18 protein-coding genes and 1 pseudogene are annotated in these 24,143 nt (G+C 73.9%); 8 read left to right on the top strand and 11 right to left on the bottom strand.

Features of this window, described 5'->3' with window-relative positions:
* Positions 1 to 5: 5 nt before the first annotated feature.
* A complete protein-coding gene (locus ACWDR0_RS14505) occupies positions 6 to 1,244 on the bottom strand; it encodes an energy-coupling factor ABC transporter permease (protein WP_456352001.1) in 1,239 nt (412 codons plus the stop codon).
* Between the two features lie 188 nt (positions 1,245 to 1,432).
* Between ACWDR0_RS14505 and ACWDR0_RS14510 the strand changes: the two genes are divergently transcribed.
* Complete coding sequence (locus ACWDR0_RS14510) at positions 1,433 to 1,798, top strand: SsgA family sporulation/cell division regulator (RefSeq protein ID WP_456352002.1); 366 nt, start codon at positions 1,433 to 1,435, stop codon at positions 1,796 to 1,798.
* 344 nt (positions 1,799 to 2,142) lie between these two features.
* Here the strand turns inward: ACWDR0_RS14510 and ACWDR0_RS14515 are convergent, their stop codons facing one another.
* A complete protein-coding gene (locus ACWDR0_RS14515; protein ID WP_456352003.1) occupies positions 2,143 to 4,377 on the bottom strand; it encodes an MMPL family transporter in 2,235 nt (744 codons plus the stop codon).
* Positions 4,378 to 4,672: 295 nt separating this feature from the next.
* The gene (locus ACWDR0_RS14520; protein ID WP_456352004.1) at positions 4,673 to 5,248 is read right to left on the bottom strand and encodes a TetR/AcrR family transcriptional regulator; all 576 of its coding nucleotides are present in this window, start codon (positions 5,246 to 5,248) and stop codon (positions 4,673 to 4,675) included.
* Between the two features lie 232 nt (positions 5,249 to 5,480).
* Here ACWDR0_RS14520 and ACWDR0_RS14525 point away from each other — a divergent pair, with 232 nt between their 5' ends.
* Together ACWDR0_RS14525 and ACWDR0_RS14530 are read left to right on the top strand one after the other, a co-directional pair.
* Complete coding sequence (locus tag ACWDR0_RS14525; protein ID WP_456352005.1) at positions 5,481 to 9,074, top strand: S41 family peptidase; 3,594 nt, start codon at positions 5,481 to 5,483, stop codon at positions 9,072 to 9,074.
* Positions 9,075 to 9,166: 92 nt separating this feature from the next.
* Positions 9,167 to 10,051: an LLM class F420-dependent oxidoreductase gene (locus ACWDR0_RS14530; RefSeq protein ID WP_456352006.1), complete on the top strand. Its 885-nt coding sequence runs from the start codon at positions 9,167 to 9,169 to the stop codon at positions 10,049 to 10,051.
* Between the two features lie 30 nt (positions 10,052 to 10,081).
* On the opposite strand, the gene ACWDR0_RS14535 is transcribed toward ACWDR0_RS14530, so the two are convergent.
* The 3 genes from ACWDR0_RS14535 to ACWDR0_RS14545 all read right to left on the bottom strand — a co-directional run bounded on the left by ACWDR0_RS14535 (position 10,082) and on the right by ACWDR0_RS14545 (position 13,778).
* Positions 10,082 to 11,065, bottom strand: coding sequence for an SDR family oxidoreductase (locus tag ACWDR0_RS14535; RefSeq protein WP_456352042.1), 984 nt, complete (start codon positions 11,063 to 11,065; stop codon positions 10,082 to 10,084).
* A gap of 116 nt (positions 11,066 to 11,181) precedes the next feature.
* Positions 11,182 to 12,120, bottom strand: a complete 939-nt coding sequence (locus ACWDR0_RS14540; RefSeq protein ID WP_456352007.1) for an alpha/beta fold hydrolase — start codon at positions 12,118 to 12,120, stop codon at positions 11,182 to 11,184.
* Positions 12,117 to 13,778: a flavin-containing monooxygenase gene (locus ACWDR0_RS14545; RefSeq protein ID WP_456352008.1), complete on the bottom strand. Its 1,662-nt coding sequence runs from the start codon at positions 13,776 to 13,778 to the stop codon at positions 12,117 to 12,119. The genes ACWDR0_RS14540 and ACWDR0_RS14545 overlap by 4 nt, the downstream gene beginning before the upstream one ends.
* A 376-nt stretch (positions 13,779 to 14,154) precedes the next feature.
* Between ACWDR0_RS14545 and ACWDR0_RS14550 the strand changes: the two genes are divergently transcribed.
* The gene (locus tag ACWDR0_RS14550; protein ID WP_456352043.1) at positions 14,155 to 14,787 is read left to right on the top strand and encodes a MerR family transcriptional regulator; all 633 of its coding nucleotides are present in this window, start codon (positions 14,155 to 14,157) and stop codon (positions 14,785 to 14,787) included.
* Positions 14,788 to 14,833: 46 nt separating this feature from the next.
* On the opposite strand, the gene ACWDR0_RS14555 is transcribed toward ACWDR0_RS14550, so the two are convergent.
* Positions 14,834 to 15,631: an exodeoxyribonuclease III gene (locus ACWDR0_RS14555; protein WP_456352009.1), complete on the bottom strand. Its 798-nt coding sequence runs from the start codon at positions 15,629 to 15,631 to the stop codon at positions 14,834 to 14,836.
* 103 nt (positions 15,632 to 15,734) lie between these two features.
* Here ACWDR0_RS14555 and ACWDR0_RS14560 point away from each other — a divergent pair, with 103 nt between their 5' ends.
* Entirely contained in the window at positions 15,735 to 16,223 is a 489-nt protein-coding gene (locus ACWDR0_RS14560) for a GNAT family N-acetyltransferase (protein ID WP_456352010.1), read from the top strand.
* A gap of 135 nt (positions 16,224 to 16,358) precedes the next feature.
* Here ACWDR0_RS14560 and ACWDR0_RS14565 read toward each other — a convergent pair whose 3' ends face one another.
* The 3 genes from ACWDR0_RS14565 to ACWDR0_RS14575 all read right to left on the bottom strand — a co-directional run bounded on the left by ACWDR0_RS14565 (position 16,359) and on the right by ACWDR0_RS14575 (position 18,869).
* Positions 16,359 to 16,658 (bottom strand): putative quinol monooxygenase, encoded by a 300-nt coding sequence (locus tag ACWDR0_RS14565; protein WP_456352011.1) that lies wholly within the window; start codon positions 16,656 to 16,658, stop codon positions 16,359 to 16,361.
* A gap of 265 nt (positions 16,659 to 16,923) precedes the next feature.
* Positions 16,924 to 17,556 carry a response regulator gene (locus ACWDR0_RS14570; protein ID WP_456352012.1) on the bottom strand — a complete coding sequence of 211 codons (633 nt, stop codon included), beginning with the start codon at positions 17,554 to 17,556 and terminating at the stop codon, positions 16,924 to 16,926.
* Positions 17,556 to 18,869: a sensor histidine kinase gene (locus tag ACWDR0_RS14575; protein WP_456352013.1), complete on the bottom strand. Its 1,314-nt coding sequence runs from the start codon at positions 18,867 to 18,869 to the stop codon at positions 17,556 to 17,558. The genes ACWDR0_RS14570 and ACWDR0_RS14575 overlap by 1 nt, the downstream gene beginning before the upstream one ends.
* A gap of 375 nt (positions 18,870 to 19,244) precedes the next feature.
* Here ACWDR0_RS14575 and ACWDR0_RS14580 point away from each other — a divergent pair.
* Together ACWDR0_RS14580 and ACWDR0_RS14585 are read left to right on the top strand one after the other, a co-directional pair.
* Positions 19,245 to 19,934 (top strand): annotated as a pseudogene (locus ACWDR0_RS14580) (ABC transporter ATP-binding protein); the annotation flags it as partial.
* A 215-nt stretch (positions 19,935 to 20,149) separates the two neighbouring features.
* Positions 20,150 to 22,684 (top strand): FtsX-like permease family protein, encoded by a 2,535-nt coding sequence (locus ACWDR0_RS14585; RefSeq protein WP_456352014.1) that lies wholly within the window; start codon positions 20,150 to 20,152, stop codon positions 22,682 to 22,684.
* Between the two features lie 147 nt (positions 22,685 to 22,831).
* Here ACWDR0_RS14585 and ACWDR0_RS14590 read toward each other — a convergent pair whose 3' ends face one another.
* Entirely contained in the window at positions 22,832 to 23,200 is a 369-nt protein-coding gene (locus ACWDR0_RS14590) for a MerR family transcriptional regulator (protein ID WP_456352044.1), read from the bottom strand.
* Between the two features lie 116 nt (positions 23,201 to 23,316).
* Here ACWDR0_RS14590 and ACWDR0_RS14595 point away from each other — a divergent pair, with 116 nt between their 5' ends.
* On the top strand, positions 23,317 to 24,141 hold the full coding sequence (locus ACWDR0_RS14595) for an aminotransferase class IV family protein (RefSeq protein WP_456352015.1): 825 nt from the start codon (positions 23,317 to 23,319) through the stop codon (positions 24,139 to 24,141).
* Positions 24,142 to 24,143: the final 2 nt, after the last annotated feature.

Genomic DNA, 24,143 nt, shown 5'->3' on the forward strand with positions numbered 1-24,143 from the left:
CGCGCTCAGTCCTGTCCGGCCGGGGAGGCGGGGGAGCCCGGAGAGCCCGGAGAGGCGGGGGCGGCGGGGGAGGCGGGCGACTGCCCGGTGCCGCCGGTCCGGTCCGCCCCGGGAGCCGACGTACCCGGTGCCGCTGTCCCGGAGGCCACCGCACCGGCAGCCACCGCACCTGAAGCAGCCGTACCGCCGCGTCGGCGCGCGGCGGCGGCCCGCAGGAGGAGGGTGCCCGCGGCGACCGTCGCGCCGACCCCGGCGAGTCCGGCGATACCGCCCGCGAGCCGATCGTCGGCGACGGCGGAGAAGCTGTAGTCCGCCAGCGGCCAGTCGATGGTCGCCGGGTCCTCGGCGGACTCCGCGAAACCCTTGTCGATGGCGACCCGCTCCAGGCCGTCGGGACTGGTCGACGCGTAGTAGGAGACCAGCCCGGCGAGCACCGCGGTGAGGGACAGCCCGCTGATCAGCAGGCCGCGGGACCGGCGCCCGCCGGTCCGCGGGGCGGGCGCGGCGGCGGGAAGGTCGACGAGCTGTCCGGCCACCCGCAGTTTCAGCGGTGCGCCGGCCCGTCCGCGGGCGCCGTACACCAGGTCGGGCCGGACCGCGAGCACCGCGCCGACGGTCGCCGCGGTGATCAGCGCCTCGCCGATGCCGATCAGGACATGGACGCCGGTCATGGCCGCCAGCACCGTGCCGAAGGGGACGTCGGTGGTGCCGCCGATCCCGTACATCAGGGTGAAGACGACGGCCGACGCGGGCACCGAGACCAGGGCTGCGGCGAAGGCGGCGGCGGTGACCGAGCTCCGGCGGCGCGGCAGCAGCGCGAGCAGTGCGCGGAAGAGCCCGTAGGCGACGGCGGTGGTCACCACCCCGATGAGGGTGATGTTGATGCCGAGCGCGGTGAGGCCGCCGTCGGCGAAGAGGACGCTCTGGAGCAGCAGGACGACGGTGAGGCAGAGGACGGCGGTGTACGGGCCGACCAGGACCGCGGCCAGCGCGCCGCCGAGGAGATGTCCGCTGGTCCCGGCGGCGACCGGGAAGTTCAGCATCTGTACGGCGAAGACGAAGGCGGCGACGAGACCGGCGAGCGGCGCGGTGCGTTCGCCGCCGGGGCCGGTGAGGCCGGTGGGTGTGCCGGGGGCGGCCGCCTCGCGGCGGGCCCCGCGCAGGGCGACCGCGACGGCGGCGACGGCGACGGCACCGGCGGCGGCCGACACGGGGGCGTTGATGAATCCGTCGGGAACATGCATGGCGGGCTCCGGATCGGAAAGGCGACGGGTGGAGCGGACGCGTGGACTGCGACGGGCAGCATCGATTGTGCTCTTCTGCACATGGCTTGCAAGAGCGCCTTCTGCTCAAGAAAGAGCAAAGCGCGATCGAGCCTGCGCGCAAAATATGGGACATTAGATGACAAAGAAGACGTTGTGAGGAGCGAGCAATGTCCGCCACCACCGTCGAAGATCACGTCTGGGGCCGGATCGTCACCGACGCTCCCCAGTACCGGCCGGTCCGGGTCTCGATGTCGTACGAGCCCGACGGGGATCCCCGGGCCGTACGGTTCGCCTTCCCCGGGGGCACCGGCTGGACGTTCCCGCGCGAGCTGCTGGAGAGCGGGCTGCGGGGGCCCGCGCGCAGCGGTGATGTGGAGGTCTGGCCCTGCGGCCGGGCCCAGGCCGTGGTGGAGTTCCACTCCGCCGACGGCGTCTCGGTGGTGCAGTTCGACTCGAATGTGCTGAACCGCTTCCTCCGGCACACCTACGCGGCGGCGGTGGGCGGCGCCGGGGCGGAGCCGGAGCCGGCGTAGCGTCGCGGGCGGCGGCGCGGGCGGCGGCCCGGGACACCGGCGTGCGGCCTCGGGCCGCGGGACGGCGTACGGGCCCGGGCGGCGGCGGCCCGCTCCAGCGGCGTCGCCCGAACGGCGTAACCCCCTGCCCGGTGTATCCGAAGGCCGGGCGGCCGGGTGGGCCCGGACCCGTACCGGCAGGCCCTGCGGGACCGGCAGGCACTGCGGTCCGCCGCCACGGGACCGGGACGGAACGGCCGACGGGCCGCATCCCCGCTCGGGGATGCGGCCCGTCGCCGCTCGTTTCAGGTGGCCGGTCCCGGGGGGCACCGGCCGGTGCCCCCGGGATCACGTCCGGCCGGAGGTCAGACGCCGACCAGGCGCCGGTCCTCGTCCGGGTCCTGCGGACGGTGGGCCAGCTCCTGCTGGAGCTTCTCGCCCTCCACGTCCACGTTCGGCAGCGCCTTGTCCAGCCAGCGCGGCAGCCACCAGGCCTTCTCGCCCAGCAGCGCCAGGACCGCCGGGACGATCGCCATCCGGACGACGAACGCGTCGAAGAAGACCGCGATCGCCAGGCCGAAGCCCATCATCATGACCATCTGCTCGCCCGCGCTCATAAAGCCGGCGAAGACGCCGATCATGATGACCGCGGCGGCGGTGACCACCCGGGCGCCGTCCCGGAAGCCGGTGACGATCGCCTCGGCCGGACGCTCGCCGTGGACATGCGCCTCGCGCATCCGGGTGACCAGGAAGACCTCGTAGTCCATGGCCAGACCGAAGACCACACCGATCATGAAGATCGGCATCATCGACATGATCGGGCCGGGCTGCTCGACGTTGAACAGGCCGGACAGCCAGCCCCACTGGTAGACCGCGACGACCGCGCCGAGCGCCGCCACGACCGAGAGCAGGAAGCCGAGGGCCGCCTTCAGCGGGACCAGGATGGACCGGAAGACCAGCACCAGCAGCAGGAACGCGAGTCCGACGACGAGCGTCAGATACGGCACCAGGGCGTCGCTCATCTTCTGCGAGAAGTCGATGTTCAGGGCGGTGGCACCGGTCACCAGGACCACCGCGCCGGTGTCGGCCTTGAACGTCTTGCTCTCGCCGCGGATCTTCTCGACCAGCTTCTCCGTGTTCACGGACGACGGCCGGTCCTCGGGCACCACGCTGACGATGCCGGTGTCGCCCGCCTTGTTCAGCTCGCCGGAGAATCCGGCGCTCACCACTCCGTCCATCTTGCCGACGGTGTCGGCGACCTTCTGGACGGCGCCCTTCGGGTCCTTGCTCTCCTTGACGTCGACCACCATGGTCAGCGGACCGTTGAAGCCGGGGCCGAAGCCGTCGGAGAGCAGGTCGTACGCCTTGCGCTGGGTGGACGCCGGGGAAGACGAGCCCTCGTCCGGCAGACCGACCTGGAGCGAGGCGGCGGGCACGGCGATCAGACCGAGACCGATCACCGCGGTGATCAGTACGGCGACCGGGCGGCGCAGGACGAACTGGGCCCAGCGGACGCCCGCCTTCGGCTTTCCGGCGCCGCGGCCGGACTGAGCGGTGTCGGTACCGGCCTTGCGGGCCTTGCGCATCTTGCGGCCGAGGATCTTCTCGCCCGCGAAGCCCAGCAGCGCCGGGATCAGGGTGATCGCGATGACGACGGCGATGACGACGGTGCCGGCGGCCGCGAAGCCCATCTTGCTGAGGATCGGGATATTGACGACCGCGAGGCCCGCGAGGGCGATGACCACGGTCAGACCGGCGAAGACCACCGCGGAGCCCGCGGTGCCGACGGCCCGGCCGATCGCCTCCTCACGCTCCCGGCCCTCGGCCAGCTCGGAGCGGTAGCGGGAGACGATGAACAGCGCGTAGTCGATACCGACCGCGAGGCCGATCATCATCGCCAGCATGGAGGTGGTGGTGCCCAGGTCGAGCACATTGGCCAGGGCGGTGATGGTGGAGATGCCGACGCCGACGCCGATCAGGGCGGTCAGCAGCGGCAGACCGGCGGCGACCAGCGAACCGAAGGTGATCACCAGCACGATCGCGGCGATCAGGATGCCGATCATCTCGCTGGAGGCCGCGTCGTGCTCGACCATGGTGGCGTCACCACCCAGCTCGACGGTGAGCCCGGAGGACCTGGCCTCCTTGGCGACCTCGGTCAGCGACTCCTTGGTCTTGTCGGTCAGCTCCATGGAGGTGACCTTGTAGGTGACCGAGACATAGGCCGTGCCGCCGTCCTCGGAGACGGCGTCCGCGCCGTACGGGTCGGCGACCTCGGAGATCTCGGTGGAGCCCTTCTTCAGGGCGGCGATGACCTCGTTGACCTCGGTCTTGTTCTTGGCGTCGGTCATCTTCTGGCCGGCCGGGGCCTTGAAGACGATCCGCGCCGTGGCTCCGTCGGCGCTGCCGCCCGGGATCCGCTCCTCCAGAAGGTCGAAGGCCTTCTGGGACTCGGTGCCGGGCAGGGCGAAGCCGGGGTCCGTGGGCTTGGCGGCGGAGGACGCCGCCACACCGGCCAGGACGAGAAGGGCCACCCAGATCAGGGCGACGAGTTTGCGGCGCCGGAAGGCGAACCGCCCGAGCTTGTAGAGGAACGTGGCCACGAGGGCGTTCTCCCGTTGGTGAGACGACGAACAGGGCAGGGGGAGTCGGCCCGACGACGAGAGCGGCGCGCGTCAGGAACGGGTCGTGCTGGTCTTGCGGGAACGTACGGGGAGGTGGGGAAGGCCCCGCGGTGGCCCGGGGTGGGAGTCCGGTCCGGCGGGAGTCGGGCGAGGCGGGGAACCTCTCGGGGCTGGGGACGCCTCGGTGTATGGCCTCAGGGTTGTCGGCGGGTGGGTGCGGCACATCGTTGTGCCGCCGCCGGCTCCGGGGGCGGAAGGGCAGCGAGGGGCCTGGTCATCGGGCCTCCAGCGCCGGAAGGACGACCGCGTCGACGTACCGCGTCATGAAATCCACGGTCGGGACCCGGTCCTCGATCATCTGGACCGAGAAGAACAGGCCGAAGAGCATATGCGGCACGAACTCCCTGGCCGGGTTGTCCGCGCTGATCTCACCCCGCTCGACGGCCCGGTCGATCACCGTCCGCAGCGCCGCCTCCTCGGGTGCGATCACCTTCGTGCGCAGCGCGTCGTACAGATCGGGGTTGGTGTGGACCGCGTGGACCAGGGCCCGCAGCAGCGCGGAGTCCTTCTCCATCTGGCCCGCGTCGGTCTTCGAGAGCATCTCGTGGAAGTCGCCGCGCAGGCTGCCGGTGTCGACCTCGTCGGCACCGGGGCCCTGGCCGTGCTGGAGCGCGGTGGCCACCAGCTCGGGCTTGCTGTGCCACTGCCGGTAGAGCGTGGCCTTGCTGGAGCGGGTCCGGGCCGCCACGGCGTCCATCGTCAGGGAGTCGTATCCGACTTCGCGTACCAGTTCGAGCACTGCCTCGAAAAGTTCGGCCTCGCGCTCGGGGGTCAGCCGGCTGCGGGACATCGGGTCGCCCTCCCTTCCGGCGGTCCGCCAAGGCCCTCTCCGGGCCCTCACCACGACCGTTCCAAACGAAACGGTTTCGTACTGATAAGAGGATAAGCGAGGGCCGGAGCGAAACGCCTCCGTTTCGCTTGTGGCCTTCCTCACCCGGTACGGGCTCAACCCTTCCCCTCCGGAACGGGTTCGTCCCGGCCCACGAGTTGCCCCCGGCCCCCGGGGTGGAAAGCATTGGGGGGTGAGCGACGACGTGGCGTACCTCCGATACCCGCACCTCCACGACGACTTGGTGTGCTTCGCCGCCGAGGACGACCTCTGGGTCGCCCCGCTGGCCGCGCCGGGCGCCGAACCGGGCCGTGCCTGGCGGCTCACCGCGGACCGGACCCGGGTGGGCCATCCCCGGTTCTCCCCCGACGGGCGGCTGATCGCCTATACGACCTGGCGGAGCCTGGACCCGGAGATCCATGTGGTCCCGGTGGCGGGCGGCGAGTCGCGGCGGCTCAGCTACTGGGGCTCCCTCGACACCCGGGTCTGCGGCTGGGGCCCCGACGGCCATGTCCTCGCCGTCTCCTCGCACGGCCAGCCGTTCTCCTACTTCTCCTGGGCGTACAGCGTCCCCCTGGACGGCGAACCCGGCGGCAGGCTGCCGTGGGGACCGGTCGCGGACATCGCCGTCGCCGATGTCGGCGGCGAGCGGCGCACCCTGCTGCTCACCGGCAAACCGCCGCACGAGCCCGCGGCCTGGAAGCGCTACCGGGGCGGGGCCATGGGCCGCCTCTGGCTGCACGGCAAGCGGCTGCTCGAAGGCCTGGAGGGCCATCTCGACTGTCCGATGTTCGTCCGCGGCCGGATCGCCTTCCTCTCCGACCACGAAGGCGTCGGCAATCTCTACTCCTGCCGTCCCGACGGCTCCGGCCTGCGGCGCCACAGCGACCACGACGCCTTCTACGCCCGGCACGCCTCCAGCGACGGCGAGCGGGTGATCTACCAGTGCGCGGGCGAGCTGTGGATCGTCGACGATCTGACGGTGCCGGACGCGGTGCCGCGGCGGGCGGCGGTCCGGCTCGGCGGGCCGCGCACGGGCCGGCGGTCGTACCAGATCCCGGCATCGGACCATGTGAACGCGATCGCGGTGGACCCCACCGGGCGGGCGAGCGCGGTCTCGGTACGGGGCAGCCTCTACTGGCTGACGCACCGCGACGGCCCCGCCCGCACCATCGCGGACACCCCGGGGGTACGGGTCAGGATGCCGGTGATGCCCGGGACCGGCGGCCGGGTGGCGTATGTGACGGACGCGGACGGCGCGGACGCGGTGGAGATCGCCCATCTGCCCCGGGCGACCGGGGACCGGGAGCCCCGGCGGCTGGCCTCCGGGCAGCTGGGGGTGGTGCGGGAGCTGGTGTCGGACCCGCAGGGCAAGTGGCTCGCGGTGGCCTCGCACGACGGCCGGCTGCTGCTGCTGGACGCGGAGGAGCCGGATCCGGCGGGCGGGCCGCCGGAGGCGGGGGCGGTCGCTTCCGCCGGAGCGGAGGGTGCGGGGGCGGAGGGTGCCGGAGCGGAAGCGGAAGCGGGGGCAGGGGCAGAGGCGGGGGCGGAGGGCTCAGGCACCCCGGACGGCACGGGGACCTCGGGGACCACGGGAGCCGCGGGAGCCGCGGGAGCCACTGACGTTACGGACGCCCCGGACGGCACCGCCTCCGGCTCCGGGGCCGGGGCCGCCGCCACGGACGTCGTCCAGCTCGTCCACTCCCTCAACGGCCCCGTCGCCGACCTCGCCTTCTCCCCCGACGGCGCCTGGCTCGCCTGGTCCCAGCCGGGTGTCGGCCGCAGTCTGCGCCAGATCCGCATGGCGCGGATAAAGGACCGGACGATCATCGATGTCACCAACGGCCGGTTCGAGGACGAGAACCCCGTCTTCACCAGCGACGGCCGCTATCTGGCCTTCCTCTCCTGGCGCGGTTTCGACCCGGTGTACGACGTCCACACCGGCGACCTCTCCTTCCCGCTCGGCTGCCGCCCCTATCTCGTACCGCTGTCGTCGGCGACCCCGTCGCCCTTCGCCCTGCTGCCCGACGGACGCCCGGCGGCCGGCGGTCTCGACCCGCTGAACGAACCGGACCCGGTGCCGCAGCCCGCGGGCGGCGACGGCACGGACGACGACGCGGGACCGGGCGCCGAGCCGGGGCCGGGCGCCGGTGCGCATACGGTCGTGGTGGAGACCGAGGGGCTGGAGAGCCGGGTGACGCCCTTCCCGGTGGCCGCCTCCAAGTACTCGGCGCTCCACCCGGTGGCCGGCGGCGGGCTGGTCTGGCTGCGCTGGCCGATCTCGGGCGCGCTGGGCGAGACCTTCGTGAACCCCGCCGACACCTCCGGCCGCCCCACCCTCGAACACTTCGACATCACCAAGGCCCGCCGCACCGAACTGGTCGACCACCTCGACTGGTTCGCGGTCAGCGGCGACGGCACCCGGCTGGTCGTCGTCGACGAGGGCGAGCTGCGGGCCCAGCCGTCGGCCGAGTCCGGCGACGGCGACTCGACCGTCTACATCGACCTGCGGCGTATCCACCACGAGGTGGAGCCGCCCGCCGAATGGCGCCAGGCGTACGCGGAGGCCGGGCGGCTGATCCGCGCCTACTTCTGGGATCCGGGCATGAGCGGCGTCGACTGGGACGGCGTACTCGACCAGTACCGGCCGCTGCTGGACCGGGTGGCGTCCCCCGACGAGTTCGCCGATCTGCTGCGGGAGGCCGTCGGCGAGCTGGGGACCTCGCACGCGTACGTCACCCCCGCCCGCCGCAACGAGGGCCCGCCGCACTACCAGCGCCCGATGGGCCTGCTGGGGGCGAATCTGGTGCGCCGGGACGAGGGCTGGGTGGTCGGGCGGATCCTGCCGGGCGACTCCTCGGACTCCAAGGCCCGTTCGCCGCTCGCGGGTACGGGCATCCGCGAGGGCGCGGTCCTCACCCATGTCGACGGCCGTCCGGTGAACCCGGTGACGGGCCCGTTCCCGATGCTGTCGGCGGCGGGCGGTACGACGGTGGAGCTGACGTTCCGTACGGCGGACGGCGCCGCGGGCCCGCCCGGCGCGCCCGCCCCCGCCCGGCGGGTCGCGGTGGTCCCGCTGATCGACGAGCGGCCACTGCGCTACCAGGACTGGGTGGCCAAACGGCGGGAGGTCGTGAGGGAGCTGAGCGACGGGCGCTGCGGCTATCTCCACATCCCCGACATGGGCGGTTCGGGCTGGGCCCAGTTCAACCGGGACCTGCGGCTGGAGGTGTCGCGGCCGGCCCTGATCGTGGATGTCCGGGGCAACGCGGGCGGGCATATCAGCGAACTGGTGGTGGAGAACCTGACCCGCCGGATCATCGGCTGGGACCTCACCCGGGACGCCCGGCCCGTCTCGTACGCCTCCAACGCGCCGCGCGGTCCGGTCGTCGCGCTCGCGGACGAGGCGACGTCCTCCGACGGCGACATGATCACGGCGGCCTTCAAACTGCTGGGCATCGGGCCGGTGGTGGGCACCCGGACCTGGGGCGGGGTGGTCGGGATCACCGGACGGCACCGGCTGGGCGACGGGACCGTGATCACCGTCCCCATGAACGCGGCCTGGTTCGACAACTACGGCTGGTCGGTGGAGAACCACGGCGTCGAACCCGATCTGGAGGCGCTGCGCACCCCGCTGGACTGGGCCGAGGGCCGGTTCCCGGGGCTGGACGACGCGGTACGGGTGGCGCTGGAGATGCTGGAGAAGCGCCCGGCGCTGGACCCGCCGGGCTACGACGACGTCCCGGACCGCAGCCGCCCGCCGCTGCCGCCGAGGCCGGGGGCGTAGCAGGCCCCGGGGACGGAACCCGGGGCGGGACTTCACCCGAACGAGGGAGGAAGTCCGGAATAGCCCTGCCCCGCACGGCCGTTGGAACCCGCATGACCTTCACTGCGGAACACGGGAAGCTCGGCCGGGTAGGAGTCTGGAGCGTGCTGCTGCGCGCCGCCCCCGGCGAACCGGCGCTGTCGGCCGAGGTCGCGGAGGCCGTCGCCGAGCTGGAAGAACTCGGCTTCGGCACCCTGTGGATCGGCGGCAGCCCGTCCCTGGCGGAGGCCGCTCCCGTGGTGGCCGCCGGGCGGCGGATCCGGGTCGCGACGGGCATTCTGTCGATCTGGCAGCACTCGGCGGCGGACGTCGCCGCCGGGACGGCCGGAATCGAGGAGTCCGCGCCGGGCCGGTTCTTCCTCGGACTCGGTGTCAGCCACGAGAAGTTGACCCCTCAGTACGCCAAGCCGTACGCGGCAATGGTCGACTATCTGGACGCGCTGGACGCGGCCCCGGTGCCGGTCCCTGCCGACCGGCGGCTGCTGGCCGCGCTGGGCCCGAAGATGCTCAGACTGTCGGCGGACCGGGCCGGCGGCGCCCATCCCTATCTGGTCACCGCCGGGCAGACCGCCGAGGCCCGGGAGGCGCTGGGCCCGGACACCCTGCTCGCGCCCGATCTGAAGGTGGTGCTGGAGCCCGACCTCGACCGGGCCCGGGAGATCGCCCGCGGCGGCCTCGCGATGTATCTGGAATTCCCCAACTATCTGCGGAGCTTCGAGCGGTCCGGCTTCACGGAGGCGGACTTCGCGGACGGCGGCAGCGACCGGCTGCTGGACGCGGTCTTCGCGCTGGGCGGCCCGGAGCGGGCCAGGGAGCGGATCGCGGAGTATCTGGACGCGGGCGCCGACCATGTCGCGCTGAACGTGATGACCGGCACCCCGAGCTCCCTGCCGCGGGAGCAGTGGCGCAGGCTGGCGGAGGTCCTGGAACTGAGCTGACGTGGGCCTGGTGGCCCGTCCCGGGCCGCGTCAGAGGGCCGTCGGCCCCGGGGACGGGGCTCCTGTATCCCCGTCCCCGCCCGCGGCAGGCGGCTTCGCGCGGGCCGCTTCGTCCGCGGCGCCGCCCGCGCCGACGAGGCCCCGCGGCACGCTCCCGAGGCGGCTCTCGACCCGTCGCATCTCGCGTGCGGCGGCCACGGCGGTGAGCGCCGGGAGCACCCCCCGGACGGGCAGCATCCCGCGCAGCCACCACTGCCCGTACACCCGGGCCGACCGGCGCTCGATGCCGGTGACCAGACGGTCCACCGCGGGGTCCGGCGGATAGGTGCGGTTCGCTGGCCAGGGCAGGCGCTGCCGCAGCTCGCGCATGACCTCGTCCCGGTCCGCGCCCCGGACCATGTCCGTGTCGGTCCACGACAGATAACCGACGCCGACCCGGACCCCCCGGTGGCCGACCTCCGCCCGCAGGCTGTGCGTGAACGCCTCGGCGCCGGACTTCGCGGCGCAGTAGGCGGTCATCAGCGGGGCGGGGACGACGGCCGCCAGGGACGCGATCTGGAGGAAGTAGCCGCGGCCGGCCAGCAGGGCGGGCAGAAAGGCCCGGCAGGTGATCGCGCTGCCGATCAGATTGACCTCGACGACCCGCCGCCAGGCGGCCAGCGCCGGATCGTCGTCGGCGAAGGTGCCGCCCAGCGCGACCCCCGCGTTGGCGACGACGCAGTCGACCCGGCCGAAACGCTCGGCGACCCCGGCGGCGACGTCGGCCATCGCCGCGGGGTCGGTGACATCGGCGTGCCACCAGGCGCCTTCGGTGGGCAGCCGGTCGCAGACGGCTCTGAGCCCGTCGGGTTCGAGGCCGACCAGGGCGACCCGGGCGCCGCGCGCCGACAGTTTGCGGGCCAGCAGTTCACCGATGCCGCGGGCGGCCCCCGTGACCACGACGACCCGCCCGTCGAGACCGGCACCCCGCCCGTCGAGACCGGCACCCCGCCCGGGCCGGGTACCCCGCCCCAGGTGCGGGCGAGGGCGCGGTCCGGAATGCGGGCCCGGCTGCGGACCGGGCGCGCCGGAATGCGGACCGGGCGGGCGGGGATGCGGACCGGGCGCCGCCCCCGCGGACGGCCGTCCGCTCATACGGCGGTCTCCCGCTCGCCCGGCCCGCTTCCGCCGGGCGCCGGAAGGGCGTCCGGGCCCCGGCGCAGATGGGTCCTGGCCAGCTCCCGCAGGTGTGCGGTGACCTCGTCGGGCCGTTCGACGGGGGTCATATGACCGGCGCCGTCCAGGACGGTCAGCCCCCGGCAGTCGGGGAGCCGGGCGGCGATCCGGTGCGCGTGGACGGGCGGGCTGAGCCGGTCGGCACTGCCGACGAGGACGACCGCGGGCAGGTCCAGGGCCGCCACGGACGCGGTCAGGTCCAGGGTCGCCAGGACCCGGGCCCAGGCGGCGCGGTGGATCCGGGGGCAGGCGTGCACGATCCGGGCGCACTCCTCGACCTGCTGCCGGGTGGCGGCCCGGCTGAGGGCGACATGGCGCAGCAGGGGGAGGCCGAGCGGGGTGACCGGGCCGAGCGGCAGCGTGGAGCGCAGGACCGCGTGGTTCAGCCGGGTCCGCAGCGCGCTGCGGCGGCCGGGCATCACCAGGGAGTCCTCGGTGAGATGGGAGGCTCCGGTGCTGCACAGCAGGACGGCCGCGGCGTGCTCGGCGAGGGCCGGGCGGCCCGCGGCGGCCATGATCGTCATGGCGCCCATGGAGTGCCCGCCGACAACGGCCCGCTCCCCGGGGGCGAGCACGGCGCGGAGCACGGCTTCGAGGTCGTCGGCGAGGCGGTCCGTACCGACCCGGCCCATGGGTGAGCGGCCGTGGCCGCGCTGGTCGTAGACGACGACCCGGAACTCCCCGGCCAGCGCCTCGGTCTGGGCGGACCAGAAGCGGGTGGAGCAGGTCCAGCCGTGCGAGAGGACTACGGCGGGGGCGTCCCGGGGGCCGTGGATCTCGACATGGAGGGGGGCGCCGTCGGCCGATGCCACGGTCCGGACCTCGGGGCGCGGCAGGGCACGGTTCCCGCTCATGCGGCGGCCTCCGGGGCGGTCTCGTCGGTGGATGACGGGGCGGCCGGGGCGGTACCGGCGGCGGGGGCGGTATCGGTGACAGGGGCGGTATCGGTGACGGAGCCCGGGGCCGGCGCCGAGCCCGGGGCCGTACCGGTGGCGGCGCGGGTGATCTCGTACTCCCCCAGGTCGACCTCGCGCAGCAGCCTGCGGAACTCGCCCGTGGTGCCCGGCCAGAGCGTCGTATTGCGGCCGAACCGGTCCAAGTACCAGCTCCGGCAGTCACCCGTGACCCAGACGCTGTTCGCCATCCGCCGTTCGACGAAGTCCCCCCAGGAGGCGACGGCCTCGGGCCGGGGCGCGAGGGCGGTCCGGCCGCCGAGGATGCGCAGCTGGCGCATGAAGTCGGCCAGATAGTTGAGCTGCGATTCGATCATCAGGATCATCGAGGAGTTACCGAGGCCGGTATTGGGGCCGATGATCGTCAGGAAGTTGGGGAAGCCGTCGACGGCGGTCCCGCGGAGCGACCGCATGCCCTTGTCCCAGCTCTCGGCCAGGGTCGTACCGTCCGTGCCGACGACCCGTTCGGCGACGGGCATGCTGGTGACCCGGAAGCCGGTACCGAAGACGATCACATCGGCCTCGGCCGTGGCGCCGTCCTCGGCGACCAGGGTGGAGCCGCGGACCTCCGCCAGTCCGGACGGCACCACGGTCGTGTTCGGCCGGGCCAGCGCCGGATAGTAGTCGTTGGAGAGCAGGACCCTCTTGCAGCCCAGGCGGTAGGCGGGCGTGAGGGCGGCCCGGAGCGCGGGGTCCTTGATGTGCCGGGCCAGATGGGCCCGGGCCAGGGCCTCGGCGGCGCGCATCTCGCCGGGGCTGCGGGTGAAGGACCGTACCTGGAGTTCGCGTACGGCCCAGAGCGCGGCCCGGCGGGCGGTCGCGGTCAGCGGGACACGGCGGTGCAGCAGCCGTTCGGCGGCGGTGATGGGCCGGTCCATCTTGGGGAGCACCCAGGGCGGGGTGCGCTGGAAGACCGCGAGGGACGCGGCCACCGGCTGGATCCGGGGCACGATCTGGGCCGCGGAGGCACCCGTCCCGATCACGGCGACGCGTTTGCCGCGCAGGTCGGTGCCGTGGTCCCAGCGGGAGGTGTGGAAGACCTCGCCCGGGAAGCCGTCGAGGCCGGGGATGTCGGGGACGGCGGGGTCGGAGAGCGGGCCGGTCGCGGAGACCACGACATCGGCGGTGAAGTCGGCGCGGCTGGTCTCGATCCGCCAGCGCAGCGCGGAGCCGTCCCAGACCAGCCGCCGTACCTCGTGGCCGAGGCGGAGGTGCGGCCGGATGCCGAAGAGGTCCGTGACGTGCTCGGTGTAGGCGCGGATGTCGGCCTGCTCCGAGAAGGTCCGCTTCCACTCGGGATTGGGCGCGAAGGAGAACGAGTAGAGGTGGGAGGGAACGTCGCAGGCGGCGCCCGGATAGCTGTTGTCGCGCCAGGTGCCGCCGACCGCGTCGGCCCGTTCGAGGACGACGAAGTCGGTGATGCCCTCACGGCGCAGTCTCACGGCGGCACCCAGCCCGCCGAAGCCGGAGCCGACGATCGCGACGCGGACGTGCCGCGGGGGTCCGGCGCTCTCCTCCCGCCGTTCCGTGCCGTGGTGCGCCTGCCGCTGCCGGTCCATATCGCCTCCCGGGGCGAACGTACGTAGGGGCGTCGTGCGGGTGGTGCGGGTGGTGCAGCTACTGCGGGTCCTGCGGGTCCTGCGGGTGGTGCGGGTGGTGCGGGTGGTGCAGGTCCTGCGGGTCCTGCGGGTCCTGCGGATCGTTCGGGTCTGCGGGATCGTTTGGGGCCGTCCGGGTCCTTCATGTCGTTCGTACGTACCGTCCGGAACGTCCCAGGCCGTTCAGAGGGAGGATCCCACCCCCCATCGCGCCAGTGAACACTGGCGCAATCCGAGGATAGGGCCGATGCCCTACCGAGCGGTAGGGCATCGGCACGGGGAACCGGCCGGGACGCCGTCATAGGCTTCGCCCGTGGCAGACGTACGGGAATACCGCATGGCGGAGCTGGCCGAGAGGGCCGGGATCACGGTGCGCACCGTGCGCTTCTACCGTGAGCGCGGACTGCTGCCGCCGCCCCGCCGGGAGGGCCGGATCGCCTGGTACGACGATCACCATCTGGCCCGGCTGCGGACGATCGCGGCGCTGCTGGAGCGCGGCCACACGCTCAACGGCATCGCCGATCTGGCGGCCGCGTTCGAGAGCGGGCGGGATGTCCGGGAGATCCTCGGCCTCGACGGGCCGACGGACCAGACCCCCGTCCGGCTCACCCCGGAGGAGCTGGCCGACCAATTCGACGGGCGGTTCACCCCGGAGGATCTGACCGCCGCGCTGGAGCTGGGCTATCTCGCCACGGACGGCGAGGAGATCGTGCACCTCAGCCGGCAGCTCCTGGAGGTGTCGTCGGCGCTGGTCCGGGAGGGCGTACCGCTGTCGGACGTGCTGGCGGCGGCCCGTCGGATCCGGGTCCATGCGGACGCCCTCGCCGAACTCTTCGTGGCCATGGCAGGAGAGCACACGGGCGGCGGGGCGGAAGCCACGGCCGCCGAGGTCGACCGGCTGCGCCCGCTGGCGCGGAGCGTCGTCGACGCCGAGCTGTCGATGGCCCTGGACCGCGCACTCCGCCCCTGACACCGACCGCCGCCCGCGGCCCGCGGCCTGCGGCCCGCTTCGGTGCCTACTGCTGGAAGACGGCGGTCACCGGGGCGTGGTCGCTCCAGCGCTCGGGGTGGCTGTCGGCCCGCTCCACAGAGGCCTTGACCGCTCCGGCGGCCAGTCCGGGCGTGGCGACCAGCAGGTCGATACGCCAGCCGGTGTCGTTGTCGAAGGCCCGGCCCCGGTAGGACCACCAGCTGTAGGGCCCGTCCTGGTCCGGGTGGAGAGCGCGGACCACATCGACGTACCCGGCCTCCTCGTAGACCCGGGTGAGCCACTCGCGCTCCTCGGGCAGGAAGCCCGACGACTTGCGGTTGGCACGCCAGTTCTTGAGGTCGGCCTCGCGGTGGGCGATGTTCCAGTCTCCGCAGACCACGACCTCCCGGCCGTCCGCCGCCGCCCGGGCCCGCAGGTCGTGCAGATATGGCAGGAACTCATCCATGAACCGGCACTTTTCATCCTGCTTGTCCGTTCCGACCTCGCCGGACGGCAGATACAGGCTGGCGACGGTGACCCCGGGGAGATCGGCCTCCAGATACCGCCCGCTGTCGTCGAACTCGGCCGACCCGAAGCCGGTCCGGACCGCGTCGGGCTCCCGCCGGGTGTACAGGGACACCCCGGCACGCCCCTTCACCGAGGACGGCGCGTGCGCGGTGAACCAGCCCTCGGGGCTCCGTACGTCCTCGGGCAGCTGCCCGGGCTCGGCCCGCACCTCCTGGAGGCAGACAACATCCGCCCCGGTCGCGGCGAGCCACTCGACGAAGCCCTTCTTGGCGGCCGCACGGAGGCCGTTCACGTTCACGGAAGTCACGGTCAGCATCCCGGCAGCCTAACCCGCGGTACTGCCGGAGCCGGTCTCCGGCCGGGCCGCCCCGGCCCCGGCCCGCCCCGGCACGAAGGCCCACGATCGTACGATGAGCTGCATGAACATACGACAGGTCGGCTTCGACCACCCCGACGCCGTACGTCTGAGCGACCAGGTGCTGCTGGAGTACGTGGAGCGTTACGGCCCCGAGGACAACGGCGACGCCACTCCCCTCGACCCGTCGATGTTCGCCCCGCCGCACGGGCTGTACCTGATCGCCTACGACGAGTCGGGCGAGCCGCTGGCGACCGGCGGCTGGCGCGCCCAGGAGGACAATCCGGAGGGGTACGAGGACGGCGACGCGGAGCTGAAGCGGATGTACGTCGTCCCTCAGGCGCGCGGCCGCGGTCTGGCCCGCCGCGTCCTGGCCGCCCTGGAGCAGGACGCCGCGTCGGCCGGCCGGACCCGGATGGTGCTGATGACCGGCACCGAGCAGCCGGAGGCGATCGCCCTCTACGCCTCGTCCGGCTATCTCCCCGCACCGTCCACTTTCGGCCACTACCGCGACCATGAGGACGTCCGCTGCTTTGTGAAGCCCCTCACCTGATCCACTCCCCCGTTCCGGACCACCGGCCGGGCGCTGCGGCCCGGTATCCGACGCCCCGGGCCCGAGGCCGGGCGGGCCGGGCGGGAGCCGGGCGGCCGGCGCAGCCCGGGCCGGGCGGGACCGGACACCGGCGGGTCAGTCCGCAAGCGGCCGCAGCGGTCTGCTCGGATGCACCTCGCGTTTGACCCGGGGCAGGATCTCCGGAAGGTAGACGTCCTGGATGGCGGCCCCGCCGTCATGGGCCTCCCAGTGGCCGCGGCTCGCCCAGCGCTCGACGAGCACAAAGCTCCCCGGCGCCTCCTCCGACTGGTACGCCTCCCAGCTCACACAGCCGTCCTCGGCGAGACACATCGGACGCATCCGGGTCAGCGCGTCCGCGACCGCCGGTATGTCCTCGTCCTTCCGCACCCGGACGATGACCATGAGATCGAACATCTGCTGTTCCTCGCTCTCTCACGGGATCCGGACCTCCGGACCTCCGGACCTCCGGACCTCCGGACGTGCACGCGTCCCGGGCTCCCGGGCGCTTCCGGCCCCCCGGGAACTCCTGCGGCACCGGGGCCGCCCCGGCCGCCGTCAGCCGGGCGCCGTCGGCCGACTGCCTTCCGCCAAGCTGCTCTCCACTCCACCGGACCGCGCCCCGGCCGGACCGCGCCCCGGGCCGCCCGGACTCACCCGGCCCCGCCCTTGCTGTCTGCCGCTATGCCCGCAGATAGGCCAGCACCGCGAGCACCCGGCGATGGGAGTCCTCGGCGGGCGGCAGGTCCAGCTTGGCCAGGATGTTGCCGATGTGCTTCCCGACCGCGGCCTCCGAGACCACCAGCTCCCGGGCGATCGCCCCGTTGGACCGCCCTTGCGCCACCAGCGCCAGTACCTCCCTTTCCCGTGGGGTGAGCTGCTCCAGCGGATCGCGGCGGCGGCGCAGCAACTGCCGTACGACCTCGGGGTCGACGACGGTGCCCCCGCCGGCCACCTTCGCCAGGGCGTCGACGAACTCCTCGATGTGCCCGACCCGGTCCTTGAGGAGATAGCCCACGCCCGAGCCGTCGCCCGAGTCCAGCAGTTCGGCGGCGTAGGACCGCTGGACGTACTGACTGAGGACCAGCACCGGGAGCCCCGGCCGCCGTTCCCGCAGCGCGACGGCGGCCCGCAGCCCCTCGTCCGTCAGCCCGGGCGGCATCCGCACATCGGTGACCACGATGTCCGGGGTGTGCTCGGCGGCGGCCGCGAGCAGCGCCTCCGCGTCGCCGACCGCGGCGGCAACCTCGTGGCCGCAGCGGGTGAGGAGACCCGTCAGACCGTCCCGGAGCAGCACGCTGTCCTCTGCCAGCACTACACGGAGGGGTCGGTCCACTCGCACGGGATCTCCACACGCAACAGGGTCGGTCCACCGGGCGGGCTGGACACCGAGAGTGTGCCATCCAGGACGGCCACCCGGTCGGCGAGTCCGGTCAGCCCCGTCCCGCCGCCGACCGCGCGTACGGCCGGGTCCGCACCACCGCGCCCGTTGTCGCATATCTCCAGCCAGAGCCGGTCCGGCAGATATCCGCCGGAGACCACCGCCCGCTCCGCCCCGCTGTGCTTGTCCACGTTCGCCAGCGCCTCGCAGACGACGAAGTAGCCCGCGCTCTCCACCGGTTGCGGCAGCCGCCCCGGCAGTTCGAGGGCGACGTCCACCGGCACGGCGGCCCGGTCGGCGGCGTCCGCGACGGCCGCCGGAAGCCCGTAGTCCGTGAGGACCTTGGGATGGATGCCGTGGATCAGCTCCCGCAGCTCCGCGAGCACCAGCCCCGCTTCCTGGTGCGCCGTGGCCAGTTGTCCGGCGAGCGGCCCCGGCGGGGCGTCCAGCCGGGCCAGCCCCAGGGTCATGGTCAGGGCGACCAGCCGCTGTTGGGCGCCGTCGTGCAGATCGCGCTCGATGCGGCGGCGTTCGGCCTCGAAGGCGGCCACCAGCCGGGCCCGGGAACTGGTCAGCTCGGCCACCCGCACGCCCAGTTCGCCGTTCCGCGCCTCGCGCCGGGACAGCAGGAGCCTCACCGGTTCGGCGCGGACCGCCGCGTACACCCCGATCGCGTACAGGCCTGCCGCCAGCAGCAGCACTCCCAGCGCGGCGACGGCGAACGCCACCGGCCACGAAGTGACCGTCCACTCCTTCAGCACCGGGGCCTGCGCCCCGCCCCCTGTTGTCGCCATCAGCACCGGCACCGCGGCCAGCGCCGCGGGCACCCCCAGGGCGGCCAGCACCACCAAGGCGTCCAGCGGCCACAACAGCCCGGCGAACAGCAGCGCATAGCCCAGCTCCCGCCAGGTCGCCGCCTCCCGGTACCGCGTCCGCACCCAGGCCCACAGCCCCGGCGCGTCCGGCTCCCGGTGCGGACCCGGCAGCGGCGCACCGCCCAGGATCGCGAGCCTGCCGCGCTCGGCATACCCCACCGGCAGCCCCACCAGCCCGAGTCCCACCAGCAGCGGCAGCCCCACCACGGCCAAGGCCCCCGCGCCCGCTATCGCCGCCGCCAGCACCAGCCCGACGAGCACCAGCGCACCCAGGAGCGCGCCGGTGAGTACATACAGCGCCCCGCGCCACGGCCACCCGGAGCGGAGGTAGTGGGGGTCGGCGACGGCCTGCCAAAGGGTTCGTTCACGCATGGGAAAACGGTAGAAGCCCCGGCCCGAACCCCGCCATGCCTGTGGACAGAGCCTCCCGACACCCCCTGTACCGACCCCGGAAGGTAGGGCCGGCCCTACCGGAAGACTCGGCCCTGCCCTGCTGTGCCGGAATGTGCCCGCCGGTTGGCTGTACCCATGACGACCAGCAGGAACACCGGTAGACACGGCCTCCCCCGGAAGGGCCGGCGGACCCTTGGCAACGGCCTTTCCCCCGCCGCCCACAGGGTCGGTCGGATCATCACACCGCCCCGGAGTGCCGATGGACCCGAACCCCTCGCGGGCCCCGGAGCCGGTCGGCCCCATCCCCTCCCGGACCCCGGCACGCCCGCCGTCCGGCTCCGTTCCGTCTCCCGGATCCACGGCACCGGCGGGCACGCCGTCACCGCCCTCCACGACATCAGCCTCACCTTCCCCCGCGGCTCCTTCACCGCCGTCATGGGCCCCTCGGGCTCCGGTAAATCGACCCTTCTCCAGTGCGCGGCCGGGCTGGACCGCCCCACCTCCGGCTCCGTCACCGTCGGCGGTACCGAACTCACCGGTCTCGGCGAGCGGCGGCTCACCCTGCTCCGCCGCGACCGCATCGGCTTCGTCTTCCAGTCCTTCAACCTGCTGCCCGCCCTGACGGCCGAACAGAACGTGGCCCTGCCCCTCCGGCTGGCCGGGCGCCGGCCGGCGAAGGGCGAGGTCCGGGCCGCGCTCGAACGGGTCGGCCTCGGCGACCGCGCCCGGCACCGGCCCGCCGAACTCTCCGGCGGGCAGCAGCAGCGGGTGGCGCTGGCCCGGGCCCTGGTCACCCGCCCCGACGTCCTCTTCGGCGACGAGCCCACCGGCGCCCTCGACACCCGCACCGGCCGGCGCGTCCTCGACCTGCTGAGGGAGACCGCCGACCGGGACGGCCGGGCGGTGGTCATGGTGACCCACGACCCGGTGGCCGCGGCCCGCGCCGACCGGGTGGTGTTCCTGGTCGACGGCCGGATCACCGGCGAACTCACCTCCCCGGACGCCGAGTCGGTGGCGGCCCGGATGGCACGTCTGGAGACGGCGGAAGCCGCGGACGACAACCACAGAAGCCCTGGCAACCCCGGCGGCCAGAGGGACCGGAGGGACAACAGGGGCCACGAGGGCCGGGACTGCCGCCCGAACCACCGGAGCACCGCCGACACCCCCCGCCGGACCGGCACCGGCAACCCCCGCCCGACCGATACCGGCACCCCCCGCCAGACCCGCACCGGCAACCCTCGCCACGAGGGGACCACCCCGTGCTGAGCCTCACGATCAGCACCCTCCGCATGCGGTGGCCGGTCTTCACCGGGACCTTCACCGCACTGGCGCTCGGCGTGGGGCTGATCGCCACCATGGGGCTCGCCCTGGCGGCCGCGGCGGACGCCCCCGAGCCGGGTCCGCGGCGGTTCGCCCAGGCCCCGACCGTCGTCCGGCCGGTGGACGAACTCTCCGTCCGTACCCCCGTCGGCGTCCGCACCGTGCCCCTCGCCCACCCCCGGCCCCTCACCCCCGGCCAGTCCGCCCGCCTGGCCGCCCTCGGCCGCACGGTCGAGGACCGCTCCTTCCCGGTCCGTATCGAGGCCCCCGCCCCCAGGACCGGCACCGGATCCGGCGGCCCCCGCGAACTCACCGGCCACCCCTGGTCGACGGCGGCCTACGCCCCCTACACCCTGACCGCCGGGCGAGCGCCGAAAGCCCCCGGCGAAGTCGTGCTGACCGGCGGCCCGGCCCGCCCCGGCGAGGTCCTGCGGACGTCGCACGGTCCGGTCACGGTCGTCGGCACCGTACGCGACCTCGGTTTCGAGGACGCCGTCTTCTACACCGACCGCCGGGCCGCCGCGCTCTCCCCACGGGTGGACCAACTCGTCGTCCACGCCGCCCCGGAAGCGGTACGGGCCGCGGCCGCCCGCCCGGCGCCCGGCGGGCCCGCCACCGCCCCGGCACCCCCCGCGCTGCGCGTCCTCACCGGTACGGACCGCCGGTTCGCCGACCCCGACCCGCACCGCGAGGAGCAGGCCGTCGTCGCCCTGAACGCCCTCCTCGGCACCGCCGCCGGCACCACCGGCTTCGTCTCCGTCTTCGTCACCGCGTCCACCTTCGCCTTCGCGGTGGTCCAGCGGCGCAAGGAGTTCGCCCTGCTCCGGACCGCCGGGGCGACTCCGGGCCGGATCCGCCGGATGCTGTACGCCGAGGCACTCGCCGTGGGTACCGCGGCAGCCGCGACAGGCTGTGTCCTCGGCACCTGGGGAGCCCCGTATCTGGCCCGCCTGCTGGTGGCGAACGACCTGGCACCTGCCTGGTTCATCACCGGAATCGCCACCACGGACAGCATCTGGCCCTACCATCTCGCCTTCTGGACGGGCCTGGTGGTCGCGTTCGCGGGAGTGGTCGCCGCGTCGTGGCGGGCGGGCCGGACGAATCCACTGGAGGCGCTCCGCGACGCGGCCGCCGACGAGCGCTCCCTGCCCCGGGTCCGGCTCGCCACGGGCGCCCTTCTGCTGGCGGCCGCGGCCGGATCCCTGGCGTACACCCTGCTGACCGACCCCGGCGACCTGCTGCACCGCAAGACGTACACCAGCCGCCCGCTGCTGCTCATCACCGCGGCCGCCCTGCTGATCCCGGTGTTCGTACGGCCGCTGACCCGGCTGCTGACCCTTCTGCCGGCCCTTCTGCCGGGCGCGGGCGGGCTTCTGGTCCGTGAGAACACCTCCGCCCGGGTGCGGCGTACGGCGGCGGTCGCCGCGCCGGTCCTGGTGACCGTCGCCCTCGCGGGCTCCCTCCTCGGCACCCTGGACCTCCTCGACGGGGCACGGAGCGCCGAGGTCCGCTCCCGTACCGCCGCCGAGCATGTCGTCACAACCACGGCACCGGGCGGTTTCACCCCGGACGCGGTCGGCCGGCTGCGCGCCGTGCCCGGTGCCCGGGTCTCCCCTTCGGCCGCCTCCGCCGTCTACGTACGGGAGGACGGCGCCGCCCTGATCCGCTCCGACGCCCGCGCCACCGACCCCAGCAGCCTCAGCGGCCGCACGGCCACCACCCGGCTGCCGCTCGTCGCGGGCGACGCCGCGCGGCTCGACGACCGTTCGATCATCGTCAACGACGAATGGGAGCACCGCACCGTCGGCGACACGGTCTCCGTCCGGCTCGGCGACGGCTCCCGGGCCGCCCTGCGCATCGCGGCCGTGATACGCGCGGGCACCGGTGACAACGGCGTCTACATCACCCCGCGCAACGCCCCGGGGGCCGCCGTCGACCGTATCGACATCACCGCCGCCGGCACCGGCGCGGACCGTACGGCGGTCGGCGAGGCGATACGCCGTGCGGCCGCCACGATCCCGGGCGCGGAGGTCCGCAGCCGTACCGAATGGGTGGCCGCGGCCCGCCCCGAACCCGACCGGAAGACCCTGGTGGGCTATGCGGTCGTCCTCGGGATCGCCCTCCTCTACACCGGCATCTCCCTCGCCAACACCCTGCTCATGGCCTCCGCCGAGCAGGCCCGCGAGCTGACGCTGCTCCGGCTCACCGGCGCGACCGGGGCACAACTGCTCCAGTCGGCGGCCGGGGAAGCGCTGGCGGCGGTCGCCGTGGGCGCGGTCCTCGGCACCGCGGTCACGGCCCTCAACCTCGCCGGAGTGCAGGGCGCGCTCGCCCTGCTCGGCGTCCCGTACGTGCCGCCCGCCGTCCCCTGGGAGGCGCTGGGCTCGACCGCGGCGGCCTGCGGTCTGATCGCGGCAATCTGCGCGCTGGTCCCGGCGGCGGTGAGCCTGCGCGGACCGGCCGTACGCCCCTGAGGGCGTACCGCCCCCGAGACCCGGCGGCACCGGGGCGGCACCTACGAAACCCGCGGCCCGCACCGGGGCAACACGCACCGGGCCCGCGGCCCGCGCGCGGACAGCACCCGGCCCGCGAGCTCGGAACCCGCAGGCAGCACGCGGTGATCAGGCGGCGGTGGCCCGGGACCCCGCCGCCCCGGTCCCGGCGGCCAGCAGTCCGGCGAGGGCGCTGCGGTTGTCCTGGAGCCCGGCTATCCGGTCGTCGAGCCCGCGGAGCTGCTCCTCCAGCGTGCCGGCGACGCATCCGTGCACCGCGGGCCCCGGCCCCTCCACACACGGGAGCACCTCGCGGATGATCCGGGTGGGCAGCCCGGCGTCGAGAAAGGCCCGGATATGGCCGACGACCTCGGGGGCGTCGTCGGCATAGCTGCGGTGGGTGCCCACCCGCCGCGGGGTCAGCAGCCCCTGCTCCTCGTAGTAGCGCAGAAGCCGCGGGCTGACCCCGGTCCGCCGGGCCAGTTCGCCGATCTTCATGCCCATCCCGTACTTCCCCCCATCTCCTGCTTCCCCCAACCGTCCGGCGCCGGAACGGAGTGACGTCCGCCACTTCCCTTGAACCTCACACCGGTGTGAGGTCCTACCGTCCCAACATGACCTCCCTGCCTATTGCTTCCCCGTACATCACGCAACTCAACGGCCGCCCGGCCACGTCCGGCGACCTGGCCCCGCTCGCCTTCGCGGGCCATGCCCACTTCACCGCCATCCAGGTCCGCGACGGCAGGATCCGCGGCCTCGACCTCCATCTGGACCGGCTGCGGTCGGCTTCGGAAGAGCTGTACGGCCGGGCCCTGCCGGACGACCGGATCCGTGAACTGCTGCGGACGGCGCTGGCCGGCGGACCGGCGGATCTGTCGCTGAAGGTCACGGTCTACTCCCCCGAGGGCGAGTTCACCCCCGCCGACCCCGACCCCGCGGACCTGGAAGTCCTGGTGTCCACGGCCCCGCCCGCGAACGGCCCCGCCGGACCGCTGAGCCTGGCGGCCGTCCCGTACGAGCGCCCGCTGCCCGGTATCAAGCACGTCGGCGAGATCGCCAAGACGTACTATCCGCGCCGGGTCGCGCCGCTCGGCTTCGACGACGCCGCGTTCCTCGACGGGCGGGGCCGGTTCAGCGAGGCGTCCATCTGGAATCTGGTGTTCTGGGACGGCACCTCCGTGGTCTGGCCGGTGGCGGAGATGCTGCGCGGCACGATGATGGGCACGGTACGCAGGCAGCTCGACCGCCTCGGCGTCCCCCAGACCGACCGGGAGGTCACCCCCGCCGATCTGCCGTCGCTGGCCGGCGCGGCGGTCCTGAACTCCTGGACCCCCGCGGTCCCCGTCCACCGGATCGACACCACTCCCGTCCCGGCGGCCCCCGACTTCACCGACCTGCTCCACCGCGCCCACCGGGCGGAGCCGCCGGTGGCACCGTGAGC

This window comes from Streptomyces sp. NPDC003691 (assembly GCF_053981115.1).